This window comes from Maritimibacter harenae (assembly GCF_009882975.1).
GTDB classification, from domain to species: Bacteria; Pseudomonadota; Alphaproteobacteria; order Rhodobacterales; family Rhodobacteraceae; genus Maritimibacter; species Maritimibacter harenae.
This window is the reverse complement of sequence record NZ_WTUX01000019.1, coordinates 1-18,739: the sequence shown is the minus strand read 5'-3', so window position 1 is coordinate 18,739 and position 18,739 is coordinate 1. Positions and strand designations below refer to the sequence as shown.

Sequence of the window (18,739 nt, the reverse complement as noted above, 5' to 3'; positions counted from 1 at the left end):
GCCCGGCACGTGGGTCTCAGCCGCGCTCTTCCACGATCTCCACGAGGTGCGGGATCTTGGCGACCATGCCGCGGATCGAGGGGGTGTCCTCGAGCTCGCGGGTCTTGTTCATCTTGTTGAGGCCAAGGCCGATCAGCGTCTGACGCTGGATGCCCGGGCGACGGATCGGGCTACCGATCTGTTTCACGACGATGGTTTTTGCCATTTTCCTCAGGCCTCCTCAGCAACCTGGCTCGACTCGGCCGGCGCTTCGTCGCGGTTCGGCAGGATGTCGGCGGTTTTCTTGCCGCGACGCTGGGCAACCGAGCGCGGGCTCTGCTGCTTGGTCAGACCGTTCAGCGTGGCGCGGATCATGTTGTAGGGGTTCTGCGAGCCGACCGATTTGGCGACCACGTCCTGGACGCCGAGCATCTCGAACACGGCACGCATCGGGCCACCGGCGATGATCCCGGTACCTTGCGGGGCGGTGCGCAGGACGACGCGGCCGGCGCCGTGGCGCCCGTCGATGTCGTGGTGCAGGGTCCGGCCCTCGCGCAGCGGCACGCGGATCATGTTGCGCTTGGCGGCCTCGGTGGCCTTGCGGATCGCCTCGGGCACTTCCTTGGCCTTGCCCTTGCCGAAGCCGACACGGCCCTTCTGGTCGCCCACGACGACGAGAGCGGCGAAGCCGAAGCGCTTACCACCCTTCACGGTCTTGGACACACGGTTGATCGCGACAAGGCGATCGGCGAATTCCGGGGTCTCGTCGCGATCGCGGCGATTCCGGCGGTTGTCACGTTCTGCCATCAGGCATTCCTTCACTTGGGTGGTGCGCTCGGGCACCGGTTCAACTCGATCCTCGGTGGGGCGATGCCCCCCGGATCATCGGAGGGGCGCCGGAGCGCCCCTCTCAAAGGTCATCAGAACTTCAGGCCGCCTTCGCGGGCCGCCTCGGCAAGGGCTTTCACCTTGCCGTGGAACAGGAAGCCGCCACGGTCGAAGTAGCACTCTTCCACACCGGCCTTCTTGGCGCGCTCGGCAATCGCGGCGCCCACCTTCGCGGCGGCCTCCACGTTGTTCTTGCCGGACAGGCCCAGGTCCTTGTCGAGCGAGGACGCGGAGGCCAGCGTGCGGCCGTTCACGTCGTCGATCAGCTGGACGCTGATGTTCTTGTTGGAGCGGTGAACCGACAGGCGAAGCTTGCCGGGGTTCACTTTCCGCTGCTTGTTCCGAACGCGCAGACGGCGCTTCAGAAACAGGTCTCGTTTGCTGTTTGCCATTGTTCGCGTCCTTACTTCTTCTTGCCTTCCTTGCGGAAGATGTACTCGTCTTTGTACTTGATGCCCTTGCCCTTGTAGGGCTCGGGAGCACGCCATTCGCGGATGTTGGCCGCGACCTGGCCGACGAGCTGCTGATCGGCGCCCTCGACGACGACTTCGGTCGGCTTCGGCGCCGTGATGGTCACCCCTTCCGGAACCTCGAAGTCGACCTCGTGCGAGTAGCCGAGGTTGAGCTTGAGCGTGTTGCCCTGCATCTGGGCGCGGTAACCGACGCCCGAGATTTCCAGCTCTTTCTTGAAGCCGTCCGTCACACCCTGGACCATGTTGGCCACCATGGTGCGCGACATGCCCCACTGCTGGCGGGCGCGCTTGGACTTGCCGCGCGGCTCGACCGACACGAGCGTGTCATCGATCGAGATCGTGACATCGTCGGTGGCGGTGAACGTGCGGGTGCCCTTCGGCCCCTTCACCTCAACGGTCTGGCCCGACAGCGTCGCCGTGACGCCAGAGGGGAGCTCGACCGGACGTTTGCCAATACGAGACATTACCAGACCTCCTTAGAATACCGTGCAAAGCACTTCGCCGCCAACATTCTGGCTGCGAGCGTTTGCATCGGACATGACGCCTTTCGGCGTGGAGACAATCGAGACACCGAGGCCCTGGCGGACCTGCGGGATCTCCTTGGCGCCCATGTAGACGCGGCGGCCGGGGGTCGAAACCCGCTGCAGTTCGCGAATGACGGGGGTGCCATCGAAGTACTTGAGGCTGATCTCAAGGGTCGGGTGACCGTTGACATCGGTCCCGGCTTCGTAGCCGCGGATGTAGCCTTCGTCCGCGAGCACGTCGAGCACCCAGGCGCGCAGCTTGGAGGCCGGCGTGGACACGGTCGACTTGCCGCGCAGTTGCGCGTTGCGGATACGGGTGAGCATATCGCCGATAGGATCGTTCATCGTCGTCTCTCCCTTACCAGCTCGATTTCACCAGGCCGGGGACCTGGCCATTGGAGCCAAGATCCCGCAGCGCGATCCGGCTGACCTTCAGCTTGCGGTAGTACGCATGCGGACGGCCAGTCAGCTGGCAACGGTTGTGAAGACGGGTCGGCGAGGAGTTGCGGGGCAGCTTCGCCAGCTTCAGGGAGGCGCGGAAACGCTCTTCCATCGGCTTGGACTCGTCGTTGATGATTTCTTTCAGCGCGGCACGCTTTTCAGCGTATTTTTCCACCAGCTTCTGACGCTTGGCTTCACGCGCGATCATGGATTTCTTAGCCATTACTCGGTCTCCAAGGATCAGCTGTTGAAGGGCATGTTGAAGTGCTTCAACAGGCTCTTGGCTTCCGCGTCGGTTTTCGCGGTGGTGGCGATCACGATGTCGAGGCCCCAGACTTCATCGACCTTGTCGAAGTCGATTTCCGGGAACACGATGTGCTCTTTCATGCCCATGGCGTAGTTGCCGCGGCCATCGAAAGAGGTGCCCGGCACGCCGCGGAAGTCGCGGATGCGCGGCATGGCGATCGTGATCAGGCGGTCGAGGAATTCATACATCCGGTCGCCGCGCAGGGTGACTTTCGCACCGAGCGGCATGTCCTCGCGAACACGGAAACCGGCGATGGATTTCTTCGCCTTGGTGACAACAGCCTTCTGGCCCGAGATCTTGGTCAGGTCTTCCTGGGCGGCCTTGGCTTTCTTCGAGTCCTTAACGGCCTCGGCGCCGCAGCCGATGTTCAGGACGATCTTGTCCAGACGCGGGATCTGCATGTCGTTCGTGTAGCCGAACTCTTCCTTGAGGGCCGCCTTCACGGTCTCGCGGAAGTGGGTGCGCAGGCGCGGGGTGTAGTTTTGTGCGTCGAGCATCAGATCACCTCCCCGGTGGTCTTGGCGTAACGAACCTTCTTGTCGCCTTCCATCTTGAAGCCGACGCGGGTCGCCTTGCCGTTCTTGTCGAGCAGCGCGAGGTTCGAGAGGTCGATCGGCATCGCCTTCGGCAGGCGGCCGCCCTGGCTCTGCTGGCTCTGGCGGGTGTGACGGATCGCCATGTTCACGCCGTCGACGACCGCTTTGCCGGTCTTCGGGGACACCGAGGTGATTTCACCCTGCTTGCCCTTGTCCTTGCCGGCGAGCACGACGACCTTGTCGCCCTTCTTGAGTTTCGCAGCCATCAGAGCACCTCCGGAGCGAGCGAGATGATCTTCATGAAGTTCTTCGCGCGCAGCTCGCGAACCACCGGCCCGAAGATACGGGTGCCGACCGGCTCGTTGTTGTTGTTGAGGATCACCGCGGCGTTCCGGTCGAAGCGGATGGCGGTGCCGTCTTCGCGACGGACTTCTTTGGCGGTGCGCACGACGACGGCCTTGCGGACGTCACCTTTCTTCACGCGGCCGCGCGGGATGGCTTCCTTCACCGAGACGACAATGATGTCGCCGACGGAGGCGTATTTACGCTTGGACCCACCCAGGACCTTGATGCACTGCACCCGGCGCGCGCCGGAGTTGTCAGCAACATCCAGATTGGTCTGCATCTGGATCATAGGGTTTCTCCTGACCTTTGGGGTTACGACCCCATGGTTTCGATCGAGCTAGGTTGTCACCCCGCCATCAGGCGTTGATGACCTCCCAACGTTTCGTCTTCGACTTCGGCGCGCATTCCTGGATGCGGACGAGGTCACCAACCTTGAACTGGTTGTTCTCATCGTGAGCCCGGTACTTCTTGGACTTACGGATGGTCTTCTTCAGAACCGGGTGCGTGAAGCGGCGTTCGACGCTCACGGTGACGGTCTGTGCGTTGGCGTCCGAGGTCACGGTGCCTTGCAGGATACGTTTGGGCATCTGTCAGGCCTCCCTCAGTTGCCGGCCGCGGCAGCGGCTTTTTCGTTGATGATGGTCTTCACACGGGCCACGTCACGCTTGACCTGGCGCATCCGCGCGGTGTTTTCGAGCTGGCCGGTGGCCTGCTGAAAGCGCAGGTTGAAGGCCTCTTTCTTGAGATCCGACAGCTGTTCGTTCAGCTGGTCGGCGCTTTTGTCACGCAATTCGCTGGCGTTCATCGCCTATCTTCCTTTCCAACATCACCAGTCGGCCCCCTATCCGGCGTTCAGGCACGTTTCGGGGTCACCGCGAATCTGGTGGAGTTCGTGATGAGCGGCTCCAATAAGCCCTTGCGGAATACAAAGCAACCCCTTGGCGGGAAACACCCGCGAAAAGGGGCTCAGGCCGGGGCGGCCGCGGCGCGCGTGTTGGTCGCGATGACCTTCGCACGCAGGTCGAGCGCGATGCCCGCCTCGATCAGCGCGAAGAGCTTCGGCTGCTGGGTGCGCATGCGCTCGAGCCGGTCGCGGTCGATGCGCCAGACCCGCGCGGGTTCGGCCACCGTGACGTCGGCGCTGGCCAGCCCGTCGCCCATCAACGACATCTCCCCGACGAAATGGCCGGGCTCCATGCGCGCGACTTCCGTGTTGCCGGTGTCGATCCTGGCCGTGCCCTCGGACAGGTAGGTGAGGAAGCCGGGGCGCTCTCCCTCCTCCGTCAGCCGCGTGCCCTCGGGCACGCTCTCCCATCGCCCCTGGTCCAGAAGCCGGTCGCGGGTCCAGAGCAGGATGATCTGGACCACGTTCACCGCGATCAGGAGGACCTGCCAGAACGCGCCCACTACGTTCCCGATCATCACCCAGTCGTAGATGATGCCGGAGACCGCAGATACGATGACAAGGAGGCGCAGCCAGAGCATGCGCCGCATCATCATCGACACGATCATCAGGACGTAACTCAGGTGGCCAAAAAAGCCGTGGGTCAGGAACCCGGCATCGAAAAGGTCGGTCAAAACGGTACTCGGTCAGGTATCTCACCGAGGCTAGGGCATGGCTGCCGGGGTTTCAAAGGAAAGCCGCCTCCCGCTCTCGCCAAGCGATCGGGTTTGACGTATCGAGGCCACATGGCCGATATATCCTCCCTCTTCGTGACCCGCCTCTACCGCGCCCGGCTGAACGAGCTGGGCGACGACATCTCGACCGACGAACTCGAAGCGTCCTGCTGGGCGATCTACGAGGACGACGAAGCGGGGCAGCGCTGGTGCGAGACGGAAGGGTATCCCGGCTACACCTCGTATGCCTCCCTCACCGACCTGCCCTGGCGGTTCCCGATCTTCGCCGACGTGGTCGCAGCGCTCGACAAGCACGTGGCGGCCTTCGCCGAGGATCTTGAATTCGACCTGGGCGAGGGCAAGCTGGTGCTCGAGGACATCTGGATCAACATCCTGCCGGAGGGCGGCACCCACAGCTCGCACCTTCACCCGCATTCGGTGATTTCCGGGACGACCTACGTGTCGATGCCCGACGGCGCTTCGGCCCTGAAACTGGAGGATCCCCGGTCAGCCCGCCTGATGGCCGCGCCCCCGCGCCGCAAGTCCGCACGCGAAGACCTGCGCACCTTCGTCTACGTGGCCCCGCAGGTGGGCGACGTGCTCCTGTGGGAAAGCTGGTTGCGCCACGAGGTCCCGATGAACCAGGCCGAGGACGAACGGATCTCGGTGAGCTTCAACTACAAGTGGGAGGGTTAAGGCCCCACTGGCCGCCCCCCCCCGGCGTTGGTGATCCTAGGATTTCAGGATCACCTCGCCCTCGATCTCCATCGCGAACCCCATTGGCAGGGCGACGACACCGACAACCGAGCGGGCATGTCGGCCGACCTCCGGGCCGAAGACGGATATGACGAGGTCGCTGAACCCGTTAACGACAAGGTGCTGGTCCGTGAAGTCCGGCGTGGATGTGACCATCCCGAACACGCGGCCCCATCCTTCAATACGGGACAAGTCGCCGAATTCGGCCTTCAGGTTCGCGAACACGGACAGAGCCACGCCCCGCGCGGCGGCGTAGCCCTCCTCGATTGTGATGCCATCGCCCAAACGGCCAAACGGCCCGTCGACGCGCCCGTTCATGTCGTTGCGCGGGTGTCCCGAGAAGAACGCGCGTCTGCCTCGGACGTTTACGAAGGTGAATGGCAGCTCCACGCCGGGCGGCTTAATGCCGGGCGGCGGCAGGGTGATCCCCAGCGCCGTCAGGTGGTCTTCCGGTGTCGTCATGCCATATTCTCCACCATTCAGGATAATCCTTCGCAGCGAACCGGCATAGAAAAACCCCCGACGTCTTCACGCCGGGGGCTCTCCGATTTCGTAGGGTGGGTGTTAACCCACCACCCTCACCAGTCCTCGCGGACCACGGTGCGGGTCTTGATCGGCAGCTTCATCGCGGCCAGGCGCAGGGCCTCGCGGGCGATGTCTTCCGACACACCGTCGATCTCGAACATGACGCGGCCCGGCTTGACCTTGGCGGCCCAGCGGTCGACCGAACCCTTACCTTTACCCATCCGAACCTCGATCGGCTTGGCCGACACGGGGACGTCCGGGAAGATGCGGATCCAGACGCGGCCCTGACGCTTCATGTGGCGCGTCATGGCACGACGGGCGGCTTCGATCTGGCGCGCGGTGACGCGTTCCGGTTCGAGCGCCTTGAGGCCGTAGGTGCCGAAGTTCAGGTCAGAGCCACCCTTGGCCTGGCCCTTGATCCGGCCCTTGTGCATCTTGCGGAATTTCGTGCGCTTCGGTTGCAGCATATCAGTTCCTCCTTAGCGGCGGCCACCGGCGCCACGCGGGGCCGGACCGTCCTGGAGCTCTTGTTGCTTGCGATCACGCGCAGCGGGATCATGCTCCATGATCTCGCCTTTGAAGATCCAGACCTTGATGCCGATGATGCCATAGGGCGTTTCGGCTTCGGCCAGCGCGTAATCGATATCGGCCCGCAGGGTGTGCAGGGGCACGCGGCCCTCGCGCAGCCATTCGGTCCGCGCGATTTCAGCACCGCCCAGACGACCCGCGCAGTTGATGCGGATGCCCTGGGCGCCCATGCGCATGGCGTTCTGGGCCGCGCGCTTCATGGCACGGCGGAACGACACACGACGCTCGAGCTGCTGGGCGATGGATTCAGCGACCAGCTGGGCGTCGAGCTCGGGCTTGCGCACTTCGACGATGTTGAGGTGCAGTTCGCTGTCGGTCATCTTGGCGAGCTTCTTGCGGAGCACTTCGATGTCCGCGCCTTTCTTGCCGATGATGACGCCCGGACGCGCGGTGTGGATCGTGACGCGGCACTTCTTGTGCGGACGCTCGATGATCACACGGCTGACGCCGGCCTGCTTGCACTCTTTCTTGATGAAATCACGGATGGCGACGTCTTCCAGAAGAAGATCACCGTAATCCGCGGTGTCGGCGTACCAGCGGCTATCCCAGGTGCGGTTGACCTGGAGGCGCATGCCGATCGGATTGACTTTCTGACCCATTAGGCTTGCTCCTCAACTTGACGCACCTTGATGGTGAGTTCCGAGAACGGCTTGTTGATGCGGCCAAAGCGGCCACGGGCACGCGGACGACCGCGCTTCATCACAAGGTTCTTGCCCACGAACGCTTCGGCGACGACGAGCTCGTCGACGTCGAGGTTGTGGTTGTTCTCGGCGTTCGCGATGGCCGACTGAAGGCATTTCTTCACGTCGAGCGCGATCCGCTTCTTCGAGAAGGTGAGATCGGACAGAGCCTTGTCCACCTTCTTGCCACGGATCATCGCGGCCACGAGGTTCAGTTTCTGCGGGCTGGTGCGAAGCATGCGGGTTTTCGCCATCGCTTCGTTCTCGGCCACGCGGCGGGGGTTCTTTTCCTTGCCCATGACTTACTTCCGCTTCGCTTTTTTGTCGGCAGCATGACCGTAGTAGGTCCGCGTCGGCGAGTATTCACCGAACTTCTGGCCGATCATTTCCTCGGTAACCAGCACGGGGATGTGCTTGTGGCCGTTGTAGACGCCGAACGTCAGGCCCACGAACTGGGGCAGGATCGTCGAGCGGCGCGACCAGATCTTGATGACTTCGTTGCGGCCCGACTCGCGAGCCTTTTCAGCCTTCTTGAGGACGTAAGAGTCGACAAAAGGCCCTTTCCAGACAGAACGTGCCATATCTTAGCGGCCTTTCTTCTTGGCGTGACGCGAGCGGATGATCAGCTTCTGCGACGCCTTGTTCTTGTTGCGGGTGCGCTTGCCCTTGGTGTCCTTGCCCCACGGCGTAACCGGGGTGCGGCCACCGGAGGTGCGGCCCTCACCACCACCGTGCGGGTGATCGATCGGGTTCATCGCGACACCGCGGACGGCAGGGCGCTTGCCCTTGTGGCGCATGCGGCCGGCCTTGCCGAGATTCTGGTTCGAGTTGTCGGGGTTCGACACCGCGCCAACCGTCGCCATGCATTCCTGGCGCACCATGCGAAGCTCGCCCGACGACAGGCGGATCTGCGCGTAGCCACCGTCACGACCGACGAACTGGGCGTAGGTGCCCGCGGCGCGCGCGATCTGGCCGCCCTTGCCCGGCTTGAGCTCGATGTTGTGGACGATCGTGCCGATCGGCATGCCGGCGAACGGCATCGCGTTGCCCGGCTTGATGTCGACCTTGGTGCCCGAAACGATCTTGTCGCCGACGGCGAGACGCTGCGGCGCGAGGATGTAGGCCTTTTCGCCGTCTTCGTAGGCGATCAGGGCGATGAAGGCGGTCCGGTTCGGGTCGTATTCGATCCGTTCCACAACAGCCTGGACGTCGACCTTGCTGCGCTTGAAATCGACGATACGGTAGAGACGCTTCGCGCCACCACCGCGGCGGCGAGAGGTGATCCGTCCGGTGTTGTTCCGGCCGCCCGACTTCGTCAGACCCTCGGTGAGGGACTTGACGGGACGTCCTTTCCAAAGCTCCGAACGGTCGATCAGAACCAGCCCACGCTGGCCCGGCGTCGTCGGCTTGTACGACTTGAGTGCCATGCTTTCTGTCTTCCGTTGCTTTGCGGCGGGTTCCCCCGCCTGTCTGTTATCGGCCGATCGGACCTTGGTCCTCAGGCCGGGATGTAGGCCCCCGGAGGTGCCCGAATTCAATATGTCAAAGACCCCGGAACGAATCCCGGGGTCGCGGACTGGCGCTCTATAGCGGTGTTGGAGGTACCTGTCCAGTGGCGCGCGCCACCCTTTCACCTCGCCGTCCCGCGCGGCCGCGCATGGACCTTGACCGCGCCGCGACCTTGTCATAGGCAACCTTCATCGGGCGGGTATGGTGAAATGGTATCACACGAGCCTTCCAAGCTCTTGGTGCGGGTTCGATTCCCGCTACCCGCTCCACTCCAACATGCAACGGGATGCAGCAGTGTGAAATAGCGCTCTATTTTCAAGGCTGGTTGACTCCCGCACTTCCGGCGCTCTTTCTGGTAAGGGTTAGCACCACAAGCTTTTTGTTGGTATGCTCCTCCTGAGTACCAACAGACGAATCTGCGATACCAACACATGCCTCTCACCGACGCCGCCGTGAAAGCCGCTCAGCCCGGTCCCAAACTCAGAAAATTGAGTGATGGGGAAGGCCTGCAACTTCACATCCAACCGACCGGATCGAAGCTTTGGCGCCTCGCCTACCGTTTTCAGGGAAAACAGAAGACCCTCGCTCTCGGAAAGTATCCGGACGTCTCGTTGAAAGCGGCGCGCCTCGCGAAAGGCGTCGCCCGGGCGACCCTCGCAAGTGGCCTTGACCCGATGGCGGAACGCAGAACCGCGGAAGCACCGCAAGGTGCAACTTGGCGGGATGTCGCCAGTGAGTATGTTCAGCTTCAGAGGGACCGCGACCGAGCTCCGAAGACAATCGCCAAGCTGGAGTCGCAGCTTTCACGAGCGGACAAAGCTTTCGGGTCCAAACCCGTTCGAGACATCAAAGCATCTGACGTTCTGGCCATGTTGAGAGGAATTGAAGCAGAAGGAAAGCATGTGACGGCCGCCGGTACACGATCAGCCTGCAGCCGCGTTTTCCGGTATGCCGTTGCCACCGACCGCGCGGAGGTCGATCCGTCTGCCGCACTGATCGGAGCGTTGGTCGGCGTTCAGTCGAAAGGCTATCCGGCCATCGTGGCCCCTGAAGAGGTCGGCGGCCTGATCCGTGCCATTCGAGACTACCCGGGCGACCCCACCACGCGGGTCGGCCTCAAGCTCTGCGCCTATACCTTTTTGCGGCCCGGAGAGGTGACCGGATTGCGCTGGGCGGATATCGACTGGGAAAGCCGGCAAATCAACATTCCAGGGGAACGTATGAAACTCCCGCGCCCCCATGTCGTACCGATGAGCGTCCAGGTGGAAAGCTTTCTGCGCGAGGTGCTGCCCATCTCCGGCCGCAATAAGCACGTTCTATCAAGCCTGCATGCGACCCACCGGCCCCTAAGCAACAACACATTGAACGCCGCCCTGCGACGTCTGGGATACTCGAAAGAGGAAATGGTTGCGCATGGGTTCCGCAAGACGGCCTCGACGCTCTTGAACGAAGCTGGCTTCAACAAGGACTGGATCGAGCGACAGTTGGCCCACGCCGAGACAAACGCTGTGCGCGCTGCTTACGACAAGTCGGAACACATCGCAGGGCGAACCAAAATGATGCAGACGTATGCGGACATGCTGGACGAGTTGGCTGAGAGGCAAACGAAGAAATAACCAGCCAAATTCAAGTCTTGCAGATAACGGGCTCTCGCTTCGACGCGCCGCGGGAGCGCCCGGTCACGACAGCTCAGACGTCCGACGCGGCGCTCACGGCTTTTGACCCCGTTTGGTCCTACGAGGCTCATACGCCGCGCTCCTAACAGGTACACCGGCACCTCTGCGCCGGGGATTGCTACCAGGCGAACCTGACCTTTCCGATCACCGCCCGGTGGCAGGGGTCACCCGCGGCGCTCTTCGATGCCATGACCGCTCGGCACCCCGTCCGCTACGCGGCGCTCGTCGACCTGGGTGGCCCCGTCATCCTGTCGCGCTCACCGGAGCTCTTCTTCGATGTCGACGATACCGGCCGGATCGAGACGCAGCCAATGAAGGGCACCATCCGCCGCGGCGGCACGCCGCTAGAGGATGCTCGGCTCGCCGAGGCGCTGCGCCAGGATACCAAGTGCCAGGCGAAGAACCTGATGATCGTCGATCTCCTGCGCAACGATATCTCCCGCATCTGCGAGCTGGGCACGCTGCAGGTGCCCGAGCTCTTTCGACTGGAAAGCTACCCGACGGTGCATCAGCTGGTCAGCCGCATCCGGGCCAATCTGGTGCGTGGCGTGGGGTTCGCCGAGATCATCAAGCCTCTCTTTCCTTGAGGCTCGATCACCGGCGCTCCGAAGATACGGGCCATGCAGATCCTTCGCGGCTTTAGGAGAGCCCACGCGACGCCCATTGCGGCGCGATCGGCTATCTCGCCCCCTCAGGCCGGATGCGCTTCAACGTGGCCATCCGCACCATCACCCTGCACGAAGGCGGCGAAGCAGTGCTCAATGTTGGTGGCGGCATCGTCTACGATTCCGAAGCGCGCGCGGAATACGAAGAGTGCCTGCTCAAGGCGCGCTTCGCTGGCGGGGTGGCACAGAAGATGGGAGACTTCGAGGAAGTGCGATCCTGATGAGATGCGACGGCTATCCTCCCGCGGACGTTCGCACTGCGCCACCTACCTGGGCAAAACGAAATGGCGCTGGCGGCGGGCAACACTGCGAGCCGACAAGCGGACCTGAGCCTGCATGGCCACCTCCTGGCGCAGTGCGAACCGCTGTCAGCTTTGCTGGAAGATCTCGGTCCGATGATATGCCATATAGACCGCTTGGCGCTGGGTGAGCGGCTTTGGCTCTATGCCAGCCGCCAACCCCCATGCATCGGCCACCTCCTTGGGGAGCGAAGGGCTCAGCAACAGGGTGCCGCCGTCCTCAAAAGAGATGTACCCTCGGTCGAACAACCGATCGACGTGCGGGGAGAGCAAGAGACCATTGTTGCCGTCGAGTTTCTCGTAGTCGCTGCTCTGCGCCCAAGGCTTGATGTGGCTCGCCGTGAGAAACCGCCCGTCCGTGATCCCGGTGATGCGGCACCCCGCCTCATGGCGCTCGAGGTTCTTGCGGTACTGCCCCTGCCCCACACGTGACTTTGCCAGCTGGTACTTCTCCGTCGTACCGATATCGGTCCGATTTCGGATTTCCCGCTCTTGGCCGTCCCCGATCGTCATCTCCAGCTGGCGGCCGATGAGCGACAACAGAGCTTGGCCCATGCCTTCAGAGATCTCGGCCAAGTAGACCTGGTTGCCGTCACCGTCGGCGCGGATGGGAGAGTATTTCTCGGGAAGGAGCGGCGCCAATAGACCCATGTGGTCCTTGGGCCGAATTGGGCTTACGAGCTCCTCGTACTCTACCTGTACCAGCCAACCGTCCGCGTCCCACGCCTCGCCAGCCTTTCCGAACTCTTGCGGCTTCTCCGCGGACTGCGCCGGTGCTTCCACCACACCCACCGCCTTAATGAGCGTATCCGCAAACGAGAACACGAAATCCCCAGGACGGGTCTGCGTCATGTTGTGATAGAACTGGCTAAAGCCGCCGTCCTTGTTTGTCTTCGGCGACCACATATAGCCGCCACCAACTTCTGCTTTGTAGGTTTGGTTTTGGTTGACCCACCAATAACGCGCCATGCTGGAAATCCTTAGACGAACAAATATGGGCCAGAGGGTAATTGCTCGACCATGAATGGCAATAGATGCCGGCCCAGACAACGTCTGACACACCGCTAATAGAAACCAAAACCCGCGGACGTGGCAGGACCTTCCCACCTATTTCTCCGAAGGTCTTGTTATGACTTCTGTTTTCGCTAGTCTCACCTCGAACATTTAGGGATCGTGATATGAAGCCAAACCTCAAGAAAATGAATCGTAAGGAGCTGGAGAAGCTCAAGGTAGATATCGACAAGGCGCTTTCGCGTGTTGAAGAGGAAGAAAAGAAGGCCGCAAGGCTCGCTGCTGAGAAAGCGGCAAAGGCTATGGGGTATTCGCTCGAGGACCTGTCTGACGTGAAACCGGCCAAACGCGCGCCCAAGAAAAAGGACGCGCGCACGAAGGTCGCACCAAAATTCGCCAACCCGAATGCGCCTGAACAAACCTGGACGGGACGGGGCCGCAAGCCGAAGTGGGTTGAGGCGCATCTCGAGGCAGGCGGCACGCTTGAGGATATCGAAATCAAAAAAAATGAGCAGCCGCCGGCGAGCTAAGTCTCAGCCAACCCACCTAGTCTTGTGCGAAGGGCGGCCCTACGCTGGGCGTGCCCTCCGGTCCGTGTGGACGTATTGGTTCGACACGACAGGCTTCTTTGAAAGGACCAAGAGTGCAGTTCATAGTGAAATGGTTAACCGCGATCGGGTTTGCTCTAACGCTTGCGGTGAGCGCCCAGGCAGAGACGATTACGCCCCGGGACGCCTCGCGATATGTTGGAGACTACGTCACGGTGGCTGGGGTGGTGAGCCAAGTGTCGCGGAGCAATGGTGGCACGACCTTCATTAACTTCGGCGGACGGTTTCCAAACCATGTCTTCTACGCCGTCATCTTCAGAAACCGGACCCAGTGCCTTTCCCGGTGTTTTGGACCTCCAGGGGCGAAACGTCGCAATTACCGGGGAAATATCTCTCTACAACGGCAAACCTCAGATCATACTGAGCTCGCCTGGCCAGCTTCAGGTTCAATGAAGGCTGCTGGGTAATGAAGACGCGACCTCAAAGCCGACGGTGGCACATAGCATCTTTACTTTCCGTCGTCGCCCTATTCGGTATCACGACAGTATCCCCGGTCGACGCACAGCCCCGGGAGATCAAAGGACGGGTCCAAGTGGTTGACGGCGACACATTGTGGCTCGGACGTATCAAGGTACGCCTCAATGGGATCGATGCCCCGGAGCGGGGACAGCCGCGATTTGCTGCCGCCACGCGCGCCCTACGAGATGTCACTAGGGGACAGGTGGTGACGCGCCGTCTCAACGGTGAGAAGAGTTACGATCGATACATCGGAAGTTGCTTTGTTGGTTCGGTAGACGTCGCCGCATTTGTCATCGCAAGTGGGAATGCCCTGGACTGCGCGCGGTACTCGGGCGGGCGCTATCGGTCACTCGAGACGCAAGAGGCACGGAGATACATCACGCAGGCCCCGTATTGCTGAGGCTGCAATCGTCCAGCGGCTCGTTTCGTCCGTTTCCGGCCCATTCCGGACCTTCGCGCGGCACGCCATCTATGTGGCGCAGCTTCCCCGAACCGGCCCTTCGTGGCGTCACGTAGCATTTTCCTATGATCCAACGCCTGCCATGCGCATTTCGCGCACATGAGCGATGAACGTTTGCCACTAGTCGCTTGGAGTAAGGGGCCTGGGCAATACCCTGCTAACGTCCATGCGAACTCCCACCGGTGCGACTTCGACGGTGACGATTTCACCGGGTATGGGCCAATCCGGCAGATGGTATTCGAAGATGGTCTTATCCGTGCCGCCGCTATTCAAGAACAAACCCGACACCGTGAGCTGGCCACCTACAGCGATTGGCCCAATCTCGTTTTCCAGAGCCGCAACAGTAGCTCGGTTGAGGGCCTCAATATCGGTTGTCGGACCCTCCGCAAAGGTCCCAAAGTAACAGTAGACGTAGGTTCGGTCTTCGATCGCAGCGACATTTATGGCGAACATCTGAGTCATTTCCATCGATACGACGGTATAGACGGACTTATCGTCGCTCACCCCCACGGCGGTCGGACTCATGTCCCCGGCAGAAATGCGGTCGTCCAAGTATTTTTCCGGAGCGGACAAGACTACACCGCAGTTGCTTTCAAATTGTTCTATCAGGCTCGAAATCGCGTCTTGCCCTTGGGCGTTTGCACCAACCGTGCCGGAGACTAGAAAACATGCGGAGCCGAGTAGTCTTAGGAGTGGGCGCGGGGACGTCATTTAAAAAATCTCCCATTTTCGAAACAGATGCAATGTCACTCTACCTGCGATAGATTTTCGTCTACGGTTGTTTCGGCATAGATTTCATACATATTTGTCTGAATTGCGACCTGCGCTAGCAAGTCGCTCTGCGACCATCCGACGACCACATGGTTATATAACTGAGCGATTTGTTTCACCATCATCCCGGTCTGGCTGGCGCCTCCAGCGAGCAAGCTCTTCATGCCGGATGCGCCCCCCACGGCCTTCAACCGATCATCCGCTTCGATGACCTTGTTGAAGGCATCCTCGGTAGCCGCAGCATCGAGCAGTGCCGCATCATTGAAATGCGCGACCTGGCAAAAGATGCGCATCCTGTCTGCTGCAATCTGGCCGAAGCGGATTCCGATTTCACCGGGCGGATCGGTCTTTCGCACGAACACGACAGTGCCGCTCGGATCTTCGGTAACTTCGACCGTGCCCGACCCTAAAGCAGCGCGCGCCTCGGCCAGATAGGTCTTGGGGGCAGCAACAGCATCATTACAGGCTTCAAAAAACTTGGTCGTGAGGTCTTGAACAAGTTCGGTGGGCTGGGCTGGCGCGAGGCCCGGCAATGAAGCGCCCACTGCCAGAACCCCTAGGAAAACGGCGCGCATAAGATCTCCAAGGCAAAAAGTACGAAATGATAAGAGCTTCTTCGGAAGCCACCGTCCATGTCAAGCTTTGCTTCCAGTGAAAGCGGCACCGAGGCTAGCACTGGTGCGGCCAGTAGGAGACAACTTTTCCAGCCTGCGCAATCGCACCACAACCAAATTTATGAAATTTTTTCTTTCCAGCATTCGAGCCGTGTGGCCCATCGCCGATAGGTTTCATTGCTTACCGTATTTTGGATGCTAGAATACTAGCGGTCCTCATGTATCGGGCTCCACTCCTCCCAACGAGCGGAGCGGAAGCACAGCCAGCGAATTGACCTCAAATGGAGCTTGTTCTGTTGATTTCTATACACGCTAAAACAAAGTGTAAGATAGACTACTCGAGCCTGTAGAGAGTGTTTGCATGCTCCGCTGGTTGGAATCTAACGCTCAGATGTAGGATTTCCGCGCCTCGCTGCCGTTCGTGGTCGCCGCAACGAACGTCGGATCTTTCGCCCAAAGCGATTAAAACGGCTCCCGGCCCAAACCGGTCTTTCGATCGATGCCCTGGATGCAGCGTTGCGGCCGGTCGAAGCCGCCCTTCGATTCGAGGGTATGGCCAGCGTCTAGACTGAGGCCTCCGGAGAATGCGTTGGCAATAGCAATAATCGGTCAAGCTCACGGATTGAAACCGGAAAGCAGGTGCAGATCGGGTTGTTTTACGTGCCGCTCCGCACATCGGAGGTTTATGCGCGGCGCTTGCCGCCCTAAGATGCGCACAAAGAATTTGTAGGTGAGCCCTTATGATCCCTGACTACCAGTCGCTTATGCGCCCAGTATTAGAGTGCGCTCGAAATGAGCCACGGAAAATTTCCGACGTGGTCGAAGAGATTTCAGATCGCCTCGAATTGAGCGAAGAAGAGCGCCAAAAAATGCTACCGAGCGGAAGGCAGACGACAATTGCAAACCGTGTTCATTGGGCACGCTCGTATATGAAGCAAGCGGGCTTGGTGCGAAACATCCGGCGCGGGTGGTATGAGTTAACAGACCGCGGGATGTCGGTATTGGACGACCCGACTATTTCTCTAGACTCCAAATATCTGGAGAAATTCGACGAATTTCAGGAATTCAAATCACGCGGCAAAGAGAGTGACGAAGGAACAGCCGCGCAGGTAGAAAGCGAAATCCCCGCCAATACACCCGACGAAAATTTGCAGGCGGCGCATAAGAAATTGGAGGCGGCCCTTGCCGCCAACCTGCTCGACTATGTGCGGTCGGCGTCTCCTCTTTTCTTCGAGAACTTGATTGTGGACCTACTTATCGCGATGGGATACGGAGGCACGTCGGAGGACGCAGGGCGTGCGCTCGGCCAATCGGGCGACAACGGCGTGGACGGGGTCATTGACCAAGACCCACTTGGCGTTGACCAAATCTATCTTCAAGCGAAGCGTTACGGTCCCGCGAACAGCGTTGGGCCAGGCGATATTCGCGACTTCTACGGCGCTTTGAGCATCAAGAAGGCAACGAAGGGTATCTTCGTGACCACTTCGCACTTCACGGGCTCAGCTGAACAGACAGCCAAGGATTTGGGATCTCGGATCGTGCTTATCGACGGCCCACAACTCGCTAAGCTGATGATCAAGTACAATATCGGGTGCCGGGACAAGGACGTTCTGCATATTAAGCAGATTGACGAGGGTTACTTCGACGAGGCGGCTGACTGACAGATGAACGATAGCGAAGAGACACTGCCTGAGGTCGTTGATGAGCAGGTGCCACAGCAGGCATCGTTGCCTGCAGACCAGCCGATCCGTGTGCCGCTGTATCGACGCGACCTCAATCCAACCAACCTCGTACTGTCGGCGGAGGATTTGAAAGAGTTCTGCGAACTCCTCGTCGAGGCGAACGAAAAAGCCAAGGAGATCGAGTATAGTAAACTTGACCTCAGCACCTTTGATAGCCCGGAGCAGGCAAAGGCGCGCGTGAATGAACTCATACCCATCGAGTACAACTATGTCGCCGGCAATGGCGACTCAATGCAGGGGCTTGGCATTCCGAAGACTGACGAAAGAGCTTTCCCGGACGACTTGCAGTCGCTGTTCGCATCAAACGCCGCATATGTCGAGCGAGCAATCAACCTCCAGCCCTTGAATACCGTCGAAGTATTCCTCTGCTTCGAGAAGCCTTCATTGAAGATCGACTTGCAGACGTTGCCATCCAATCCGACCGAGAACCGCAGTGTGATAAATGTCGCCGGGCGAGACGAGGATTGGGTAATCTCAACCGCCCAGAAGATCGACGACTTCTTCAGAAAACGGAAGGCGACCCGCCCAATCATCCACGGTTCGGGAGCCTATGACTACATCATCTATCTCGCGTTCCTGCCTGCGGTGATTTGGCTATTCTACAAGTATGCGGCCCCTGTCAGCGGTTGGCTTGAACAGCAGACAATCTTCCTTAATGTCATCCTTGGCATCTACGGGTTGCTGTTGTCGTTGCTATTCGCAAGGTTCCTATTTCAGTATGCCCGGTGGCTGTTTCCACCGATGGAATATTACAAACGAAGCCGATTGGGGGCGTTCATCCACCGGAGCATTGCAGCAGTCGTCGTGAGCGGAGTTGGCGTCAGCGCGATCTACGACTTGGTGAAAGCGGCAATCGCGTCATTGGGACCATGAGGGCGACCCAATCTTGGCCTGAAAAGGTGGTTCTGCGTGGATGTGTAGGGCGTCCAACCGACCAATTGGTGAACGTCGGTGCCCGATTAATCTAGACGCCAAAGTGGCCATTCATCAAAGATCCGGTATCGGTCACTTGGGCTGGTAAGAGATCATGCGACGCTGCAGAGTGAAGCCCAATTTAGGGGTTGCTTGAATGTCGGCTTCCACGGCTTCGGTTTTGATGGCTCGCAGTTTCAGAGAATGACCGCTTCCCGCCCTTTGCGGTCAATCGAAAGCGTCGCAGAGAATGTCCGGTTTCAGGTAAGCATCCGGCGTGGGCCGCGGTTAGGCGGCTTGTCGGAGTTCCAGGGGTTGCCAGTTCCAGGGTAGTAGGTCCGGCACCTGCGAGGC

Annotated in this window: 29 protein-coding genes and 1 tRNA gene; 9 read left to right on the top strand and 21 right to left on the bottom strand. The window is 60.4% G+C overall.

Annotated features, from left to right (window positions below; translation table 11 throughout):
• Positions 1 to 16: 16 nt before the first annotated feature.
• The 12 genes from rpmD to GQE99_RS14755 form a co-directional block, all read right to left on the bottom strand.
• On the bottom strand, positions 17 to 205 hold the full coding sequence (gene rpmD, locus GQE99_RS14810) for a 50S ribosomal protein L30 (RefSeq protein WP_161352420.1): 189 nt from the start codon (positions 203 to 205) through the stop codon (positions 17 to 19).
• A 5-nt stretch (positions 206 to 210) separates the two neighbouring features.
• Complete coding sequence (rpsE, locus tag GQE99_RS14805; RefSeq protein WP_161352419.1) at positions 211 to 786, bottom strand: 30S ribosomal protein S5; 576 nt, start codon at positions 784 to 786, stop codon at positions 211 to 213.
• Positions 787 to 899: 113 nt separating this feature from the next.
• Positions 900 to 1,259, bottom strand: a complete 360-nt coding sequence (rplR, locus tag GQE99_RS14800; protein WP_161352418.1) for a 50S ribosomal protein L18 — start codon at positions 1,257 to 1,259, stop codon at positions 900 to 902.
• Positions 1,260 to 1,270: 11 nt separating this feature from the next.
• The gene (rplF, locus tag GQE99_RS14795) at positions 1,271 to 1,804 is read right to left on the bottom strand and encodes a 50S ribosomal protein L6 (RefSeq protein ID WP_161352417.1); all 534 of its coding nucleotides are present in this window, start codon (positions 1,802 to 1,804) and stop codon (positions 1,271 to 1,273) included.
• Positions 1,805 to 1,816: 12 nt separating this feature from the next.
• Positions 1,817 to 2,209 (bottom strand): 30S ribosomal protein S8, encoded by a 393-nt coding sequence (gene rpsH / locus GQE99_RS14790; protein ID WP_161352416.1) that lies wholly within the window; start codon positions 2,207 to 2,209, stop codon positions 1,817 to 1,819.
• A gap of 13 nt (positions 2,210 to 2,222) precedes the next feature.
• A complete protein-coding gene (rpsN, locus tag GQE99_RS14785) occupies positions 2,223 to 2,528 on the bottom strand; it encodes a 30S ribosomal protein S14 (protein WP_161352415.1) in 306 nt (101 codons plus the stop codon).
• Between the two features lie 17 nt (positions 2,529 to 2,545).
• The gene (gene rplE / locus GQE99_RS14780; RefSeq protein WP_161352414.1) at positions 2,546 to 3,109 is read right to left on the bottom strand and encodes a 50S ribosomal protein L5; all 564 of its coding nucleotides are present in this window, start codon (positions 3,107 to 3,109) and stop codon (positions 2,546 to 2,548) included.
• Positions 3,109 to 3,414 (bottom strand): 50S ribosomal protein L24, encoded by a 306-nt coding sequence (rplX, locus tag GQE99_RS14775; RefSeq protein WP_161352413.1) that lies wholly within the window; start codon positions 3,412 to 3,414, stop codon positions 3,109 to 3,111. Before rplX ends, rplE begins: the two co-directional genes overlap by 1 nt.
• A complete protein-coding gene (gene rplN, locus GQE99_RS14770) occupies positions 3,414 to 3,782 on the bottom strand; it encodes a 50S ribosomal protein L14 (RefSeq protein WP_005621870.1) in 369 nt (122 codons plus the stop codon). Before rplN ends, rplX begins: the two co-directional genes overlap by 1 nt.
• 67 nt (positions 3,783 to 3,849) lie before the next feature.
• Positions 3,850 to 4,080, bottom strand: coding sequence for a 30S ribosomal protein S17 (rpsQ, locus tag GQE99_RS14765; RefSeq protein ID WP_161352412.1), 231 nt, complete (start codon positions 4,078 to 4,080; stop codon positions 3,850 to 3,852).
• Between the two features lie 14 nt (positions 4,081 to 4,094).
• Positions 4,095 to 4,298, bottom strand: coding sequence for a 50S ribosomal protein L29 (gene rpmC, locus GQE99_RS14760; RefSeq protein ID WP_161352411.1), 204 nt, complete (start codon positions 4,296 to 4,298; stop codon positions 4,095 to 4,097).
• Positions 4,299 to 4,459: 161 nt separating this feature from the next.
• Positions 4,460 to 5,071 (bottom strand): cyclic nucleotide-binding domain-containing protein, encoded by a 612-nt coding sequence (locus GQE99_RS14755; protein WP_235917254.1) that lies wholly within the window; start codon positions 5,069 to 5,071, stop codon positions 4,460 to 4,462.
• 111 nt (positions 5,072 to 5,182) lie between these two features.
• On the opposite strand from GQE99_RS14755, the gene GQE99_RS14750 reads away from it, so the two are divergent.
• Positions 5,183 to 5,806, top strand: a complete 624-nt coding sequence (locus GQE99_RS14750) for a TIGR02466 family protein (protein ID WP_161352410.1) — start codon at positions 5,183 to 5,185, stop codon at positions 5,804 to 5,806.
• A gap of 36 nt (positions 5,807 to 5,842) precedes the next feature.
• Here GQE99_RS14750 and GQE99_RS14745 read toward each other — a convergent pair whose 3' ends face one another.
• From GQE99_RS14745 to rplB, 6 genes are all read right to left on the bottom strand, one after another.
• Positions 5,843 to 6,328 carry a RidA family protein gene (locus tag GQE99_RS14745; protein ID WP_161352409.1) on the bottom strand — a complete coding sequence of 162 codons (486 nt, stop codon included), beginning with the start codon at positions 6,326 to 6,328 and terminating at the stop codon, positions 5,843 to 5,845.
• Positions 6,329 to 6,444: 116 nt separating this feature from the next.
• Positions 6,445 to 6,858, bottom strand: a complete 414-nt coding sequence (gene rplP / locus GQE99_RS14740; RefSeq protein WP_161352408.1) for a 50S ribosomal protein L16 — start codon at positions 6,856 to 6,858, stop codon at positions 6,445 to 6,447.
• Positions 6,859 to 6,870: 12 nt separating this feature from the next.
• A complete protein-coding gene (gene rpsC, locus GQE99_RS14735) occupies positions 6,871 to 7,578 on the bottom strand; it encodes a 30S ribosomal protein S3 (RefSeq protein WP_161352407.1) in 708 nt (235 codons plus the stop codon).
• Positions 7,578 to 7,958 carry a 50S ribosomal protein L22 gene (rplV, locus tag GQE99_RS14730; protein ID WP_161352406.1) on the bottom strand — a complete coding sequence of 127 codons (381 nt, stop codon included), beginning with the start codon at positions 7,956 to 7,958 and terminating at the stop codon, positions 7,578 to 7,580. The genes rpsC and rplV overlap by 1 nt, the downstream gene beginning before the upstream one ends.
• A 3-nt stretch (positions 7,959 to 7,961) precedes the next feature.
• Positions 7,962 to 8,240, bottom strand: coding sequence for a 30S ribosomal protein S19 (gene rpsS, locus GQE99_RS14725; RefSeq protein ID WP_161352405.1), 279 nt, complete (start codon positions 8,238 to 8,240; stop codon positions 7,962 to 7,964).
• 3 nt (positions 8,241 to 8,243) lie between these two features.
• The gene (gene rplB, locus GQE99_RS14720) at positions 8,244 to 9,086 is read right to left on the bottom strand and encodes a 50S ribosomal protein L2 (RefSeq protein WP_161352404.1); all 843 of its coding nucleotides are present in this window, start codon (positions 9,084 to 9,086) and stop codon (positions 8,244 to 8,246) included.
• A gap of 277 nt (positions 9,087 to 9,363) precedes the next feature.
• Between rplB and GQE99_RS14715 the strand changes: the two genes are divergently transcribed.
• From GQE99_RS14715 to GQE99_RS21740, 4 genes are all read left to right on the top strand, one after another.
• Positions 9,364 to 9,437: transfer RNA gene (locus GQE99_RS14715), tRNA-Gly, on the top strand.
• 162 nt (positions 9,438 to 9,599) lie between these two features.
• Positions 9,600 to 10,784 carry a tyrosine-type recombinase/integrase gene (locus tag GQE99_RS14710; RefSeq protein ID WP_161352403.1) on the top strand — a complete coding sequence of 395 codons (1,185 nt, stop codon included), beginning with the start codon at positions 9,600 to 9,602 and terminating at the stop codon, positions 10,782 to 10,784.
• 191 nt (positions 10,785 to 10,975) lie between these two features.
• The gene (locus GQE99_RS21745) at positions 10,976 to 11,431 is read left to right on the top strand and encodes a chorismate-binding protein (RefSeq protein ID WP_268892751.1); all 456 of its coding nucleotides are present in this window, start codon (positions 10,976 to 10,978) and stop codon (positions 11,429 to 11,431) included.
• Between the two features lie 113 nt (positions 11,432 to 11,544).
• Entirely contained in the window at positions 11,545 to 11,730 is a 186-nt protein-coding gene (locus GQE99_RS21740; protein ID WP_268892746.1) for a chorismate-binding protein, read from the top strand.
• A gap of 147 nt (positions 11,731 to 11,877) precedes the next feature.
• Here the strand turns inward: GQE99_RS21740 and GQE99_RS14700 are convergent, their stop codons facing one another.
• Positions 11,878 to 12,777 (bottom strand): HNH endonuclease, encoded by a 900-nt coding sequence (locus GQE99_RS14700; RefSeq protein WP_161352402.1) that lies wholly within the window; start codon positions 12,775 to 12,777, stop codon positions 11,878 to 11,880.
• 209 nt (positions 12,778 to 12,986) lie between these two features.
• Here GQE99_RS14700 and GQE99_RS14695 point away from each other — a divergent pair, with 209 nt between their 5' ends.
• Both GQE99_RS14695 and GQE99_RS21975 read left to right on the top strand, forming a co-directional pair.
• On the top strand, positions 12,987 to 13,349 hold the full coding sequence (locus GQE99_RS14695) for an H-NS histone family protein (RefSeq protein ID WP_161352401.1): 363 nt from the start codon (positions 12,987 to 12,989) through the stop codon (positions 13,347 to 13,349).
• Between the two features lie 484 nt (positions 13,350 to 13,833).
• Complete coding sequence (locus GQE99_RS21975; protein WP_407943799.1) at positions 13,834 to 14,286, top strand: thermonuclease family protein; 453 nt, start codon at positions 13,834 to 13,836, stop codon at positions 14,284 to 14,286.
• Positions 14,287 to 14,466: 180 nt separating this feature from the next.
• Here the strand turns inward: GQE99_RS21975 and GQE99_RS14685 are convergent, their stop codons facing one another.
• Positions 14,467 to 14,898 (bottom strand): hypothetical protein, encoded by a 432-nt coding sequence (locus tag GQE99_RS14685; protein ID WP_161352399.1) that lies wholly within the window; start codon positions 14,896 to 14,898, stop codon positions 14,467 to 14,469.
• Positions 14,899 to 15,092: 194 nt separating this feature from the next.
• On the bottom strand, positions 15,093 to 15,692 hold the full coding sequence (locus GQE99_RS14680) for a hypothetical protein (protein ID WP_161352398.1): 600 nt from the start codon (positions 15,690 to 15,692) through the stop codon (positions 15,093 to 15,095).
• Between the two features lie 779 nt (positions 15,693 to 16,471).
• Between GQE99_RS14680 and GQE99_RS14675 the strand changes: the two genes are divergently transcribed.
• Positions 16,472 to 17,392: a restriction endonuclease gene (locus GQE99_RS14675; protein ID WP_161352397.1), complete on the top strand. Its 921-nt coding sequence runs from the start codon at positions 16,472 to 16,474 to the stop codon at positions 17,390 to 17,392.
• A gap of 3 nt (positions 17,393 to 17,395) precedes the next feature.
• Positions 17,396 to 18,346, top strand: coding sequence for a hypothetical protein (locus GQE99_RS14670; protein ID WP_161352396.1), 951 nt, complete (start codon positions 17,396 to 17,398; stop codon positions 18,344 to 18,346).
• Positions 18,347 to 18,739 lie beyond the last annotated feature (393 nt).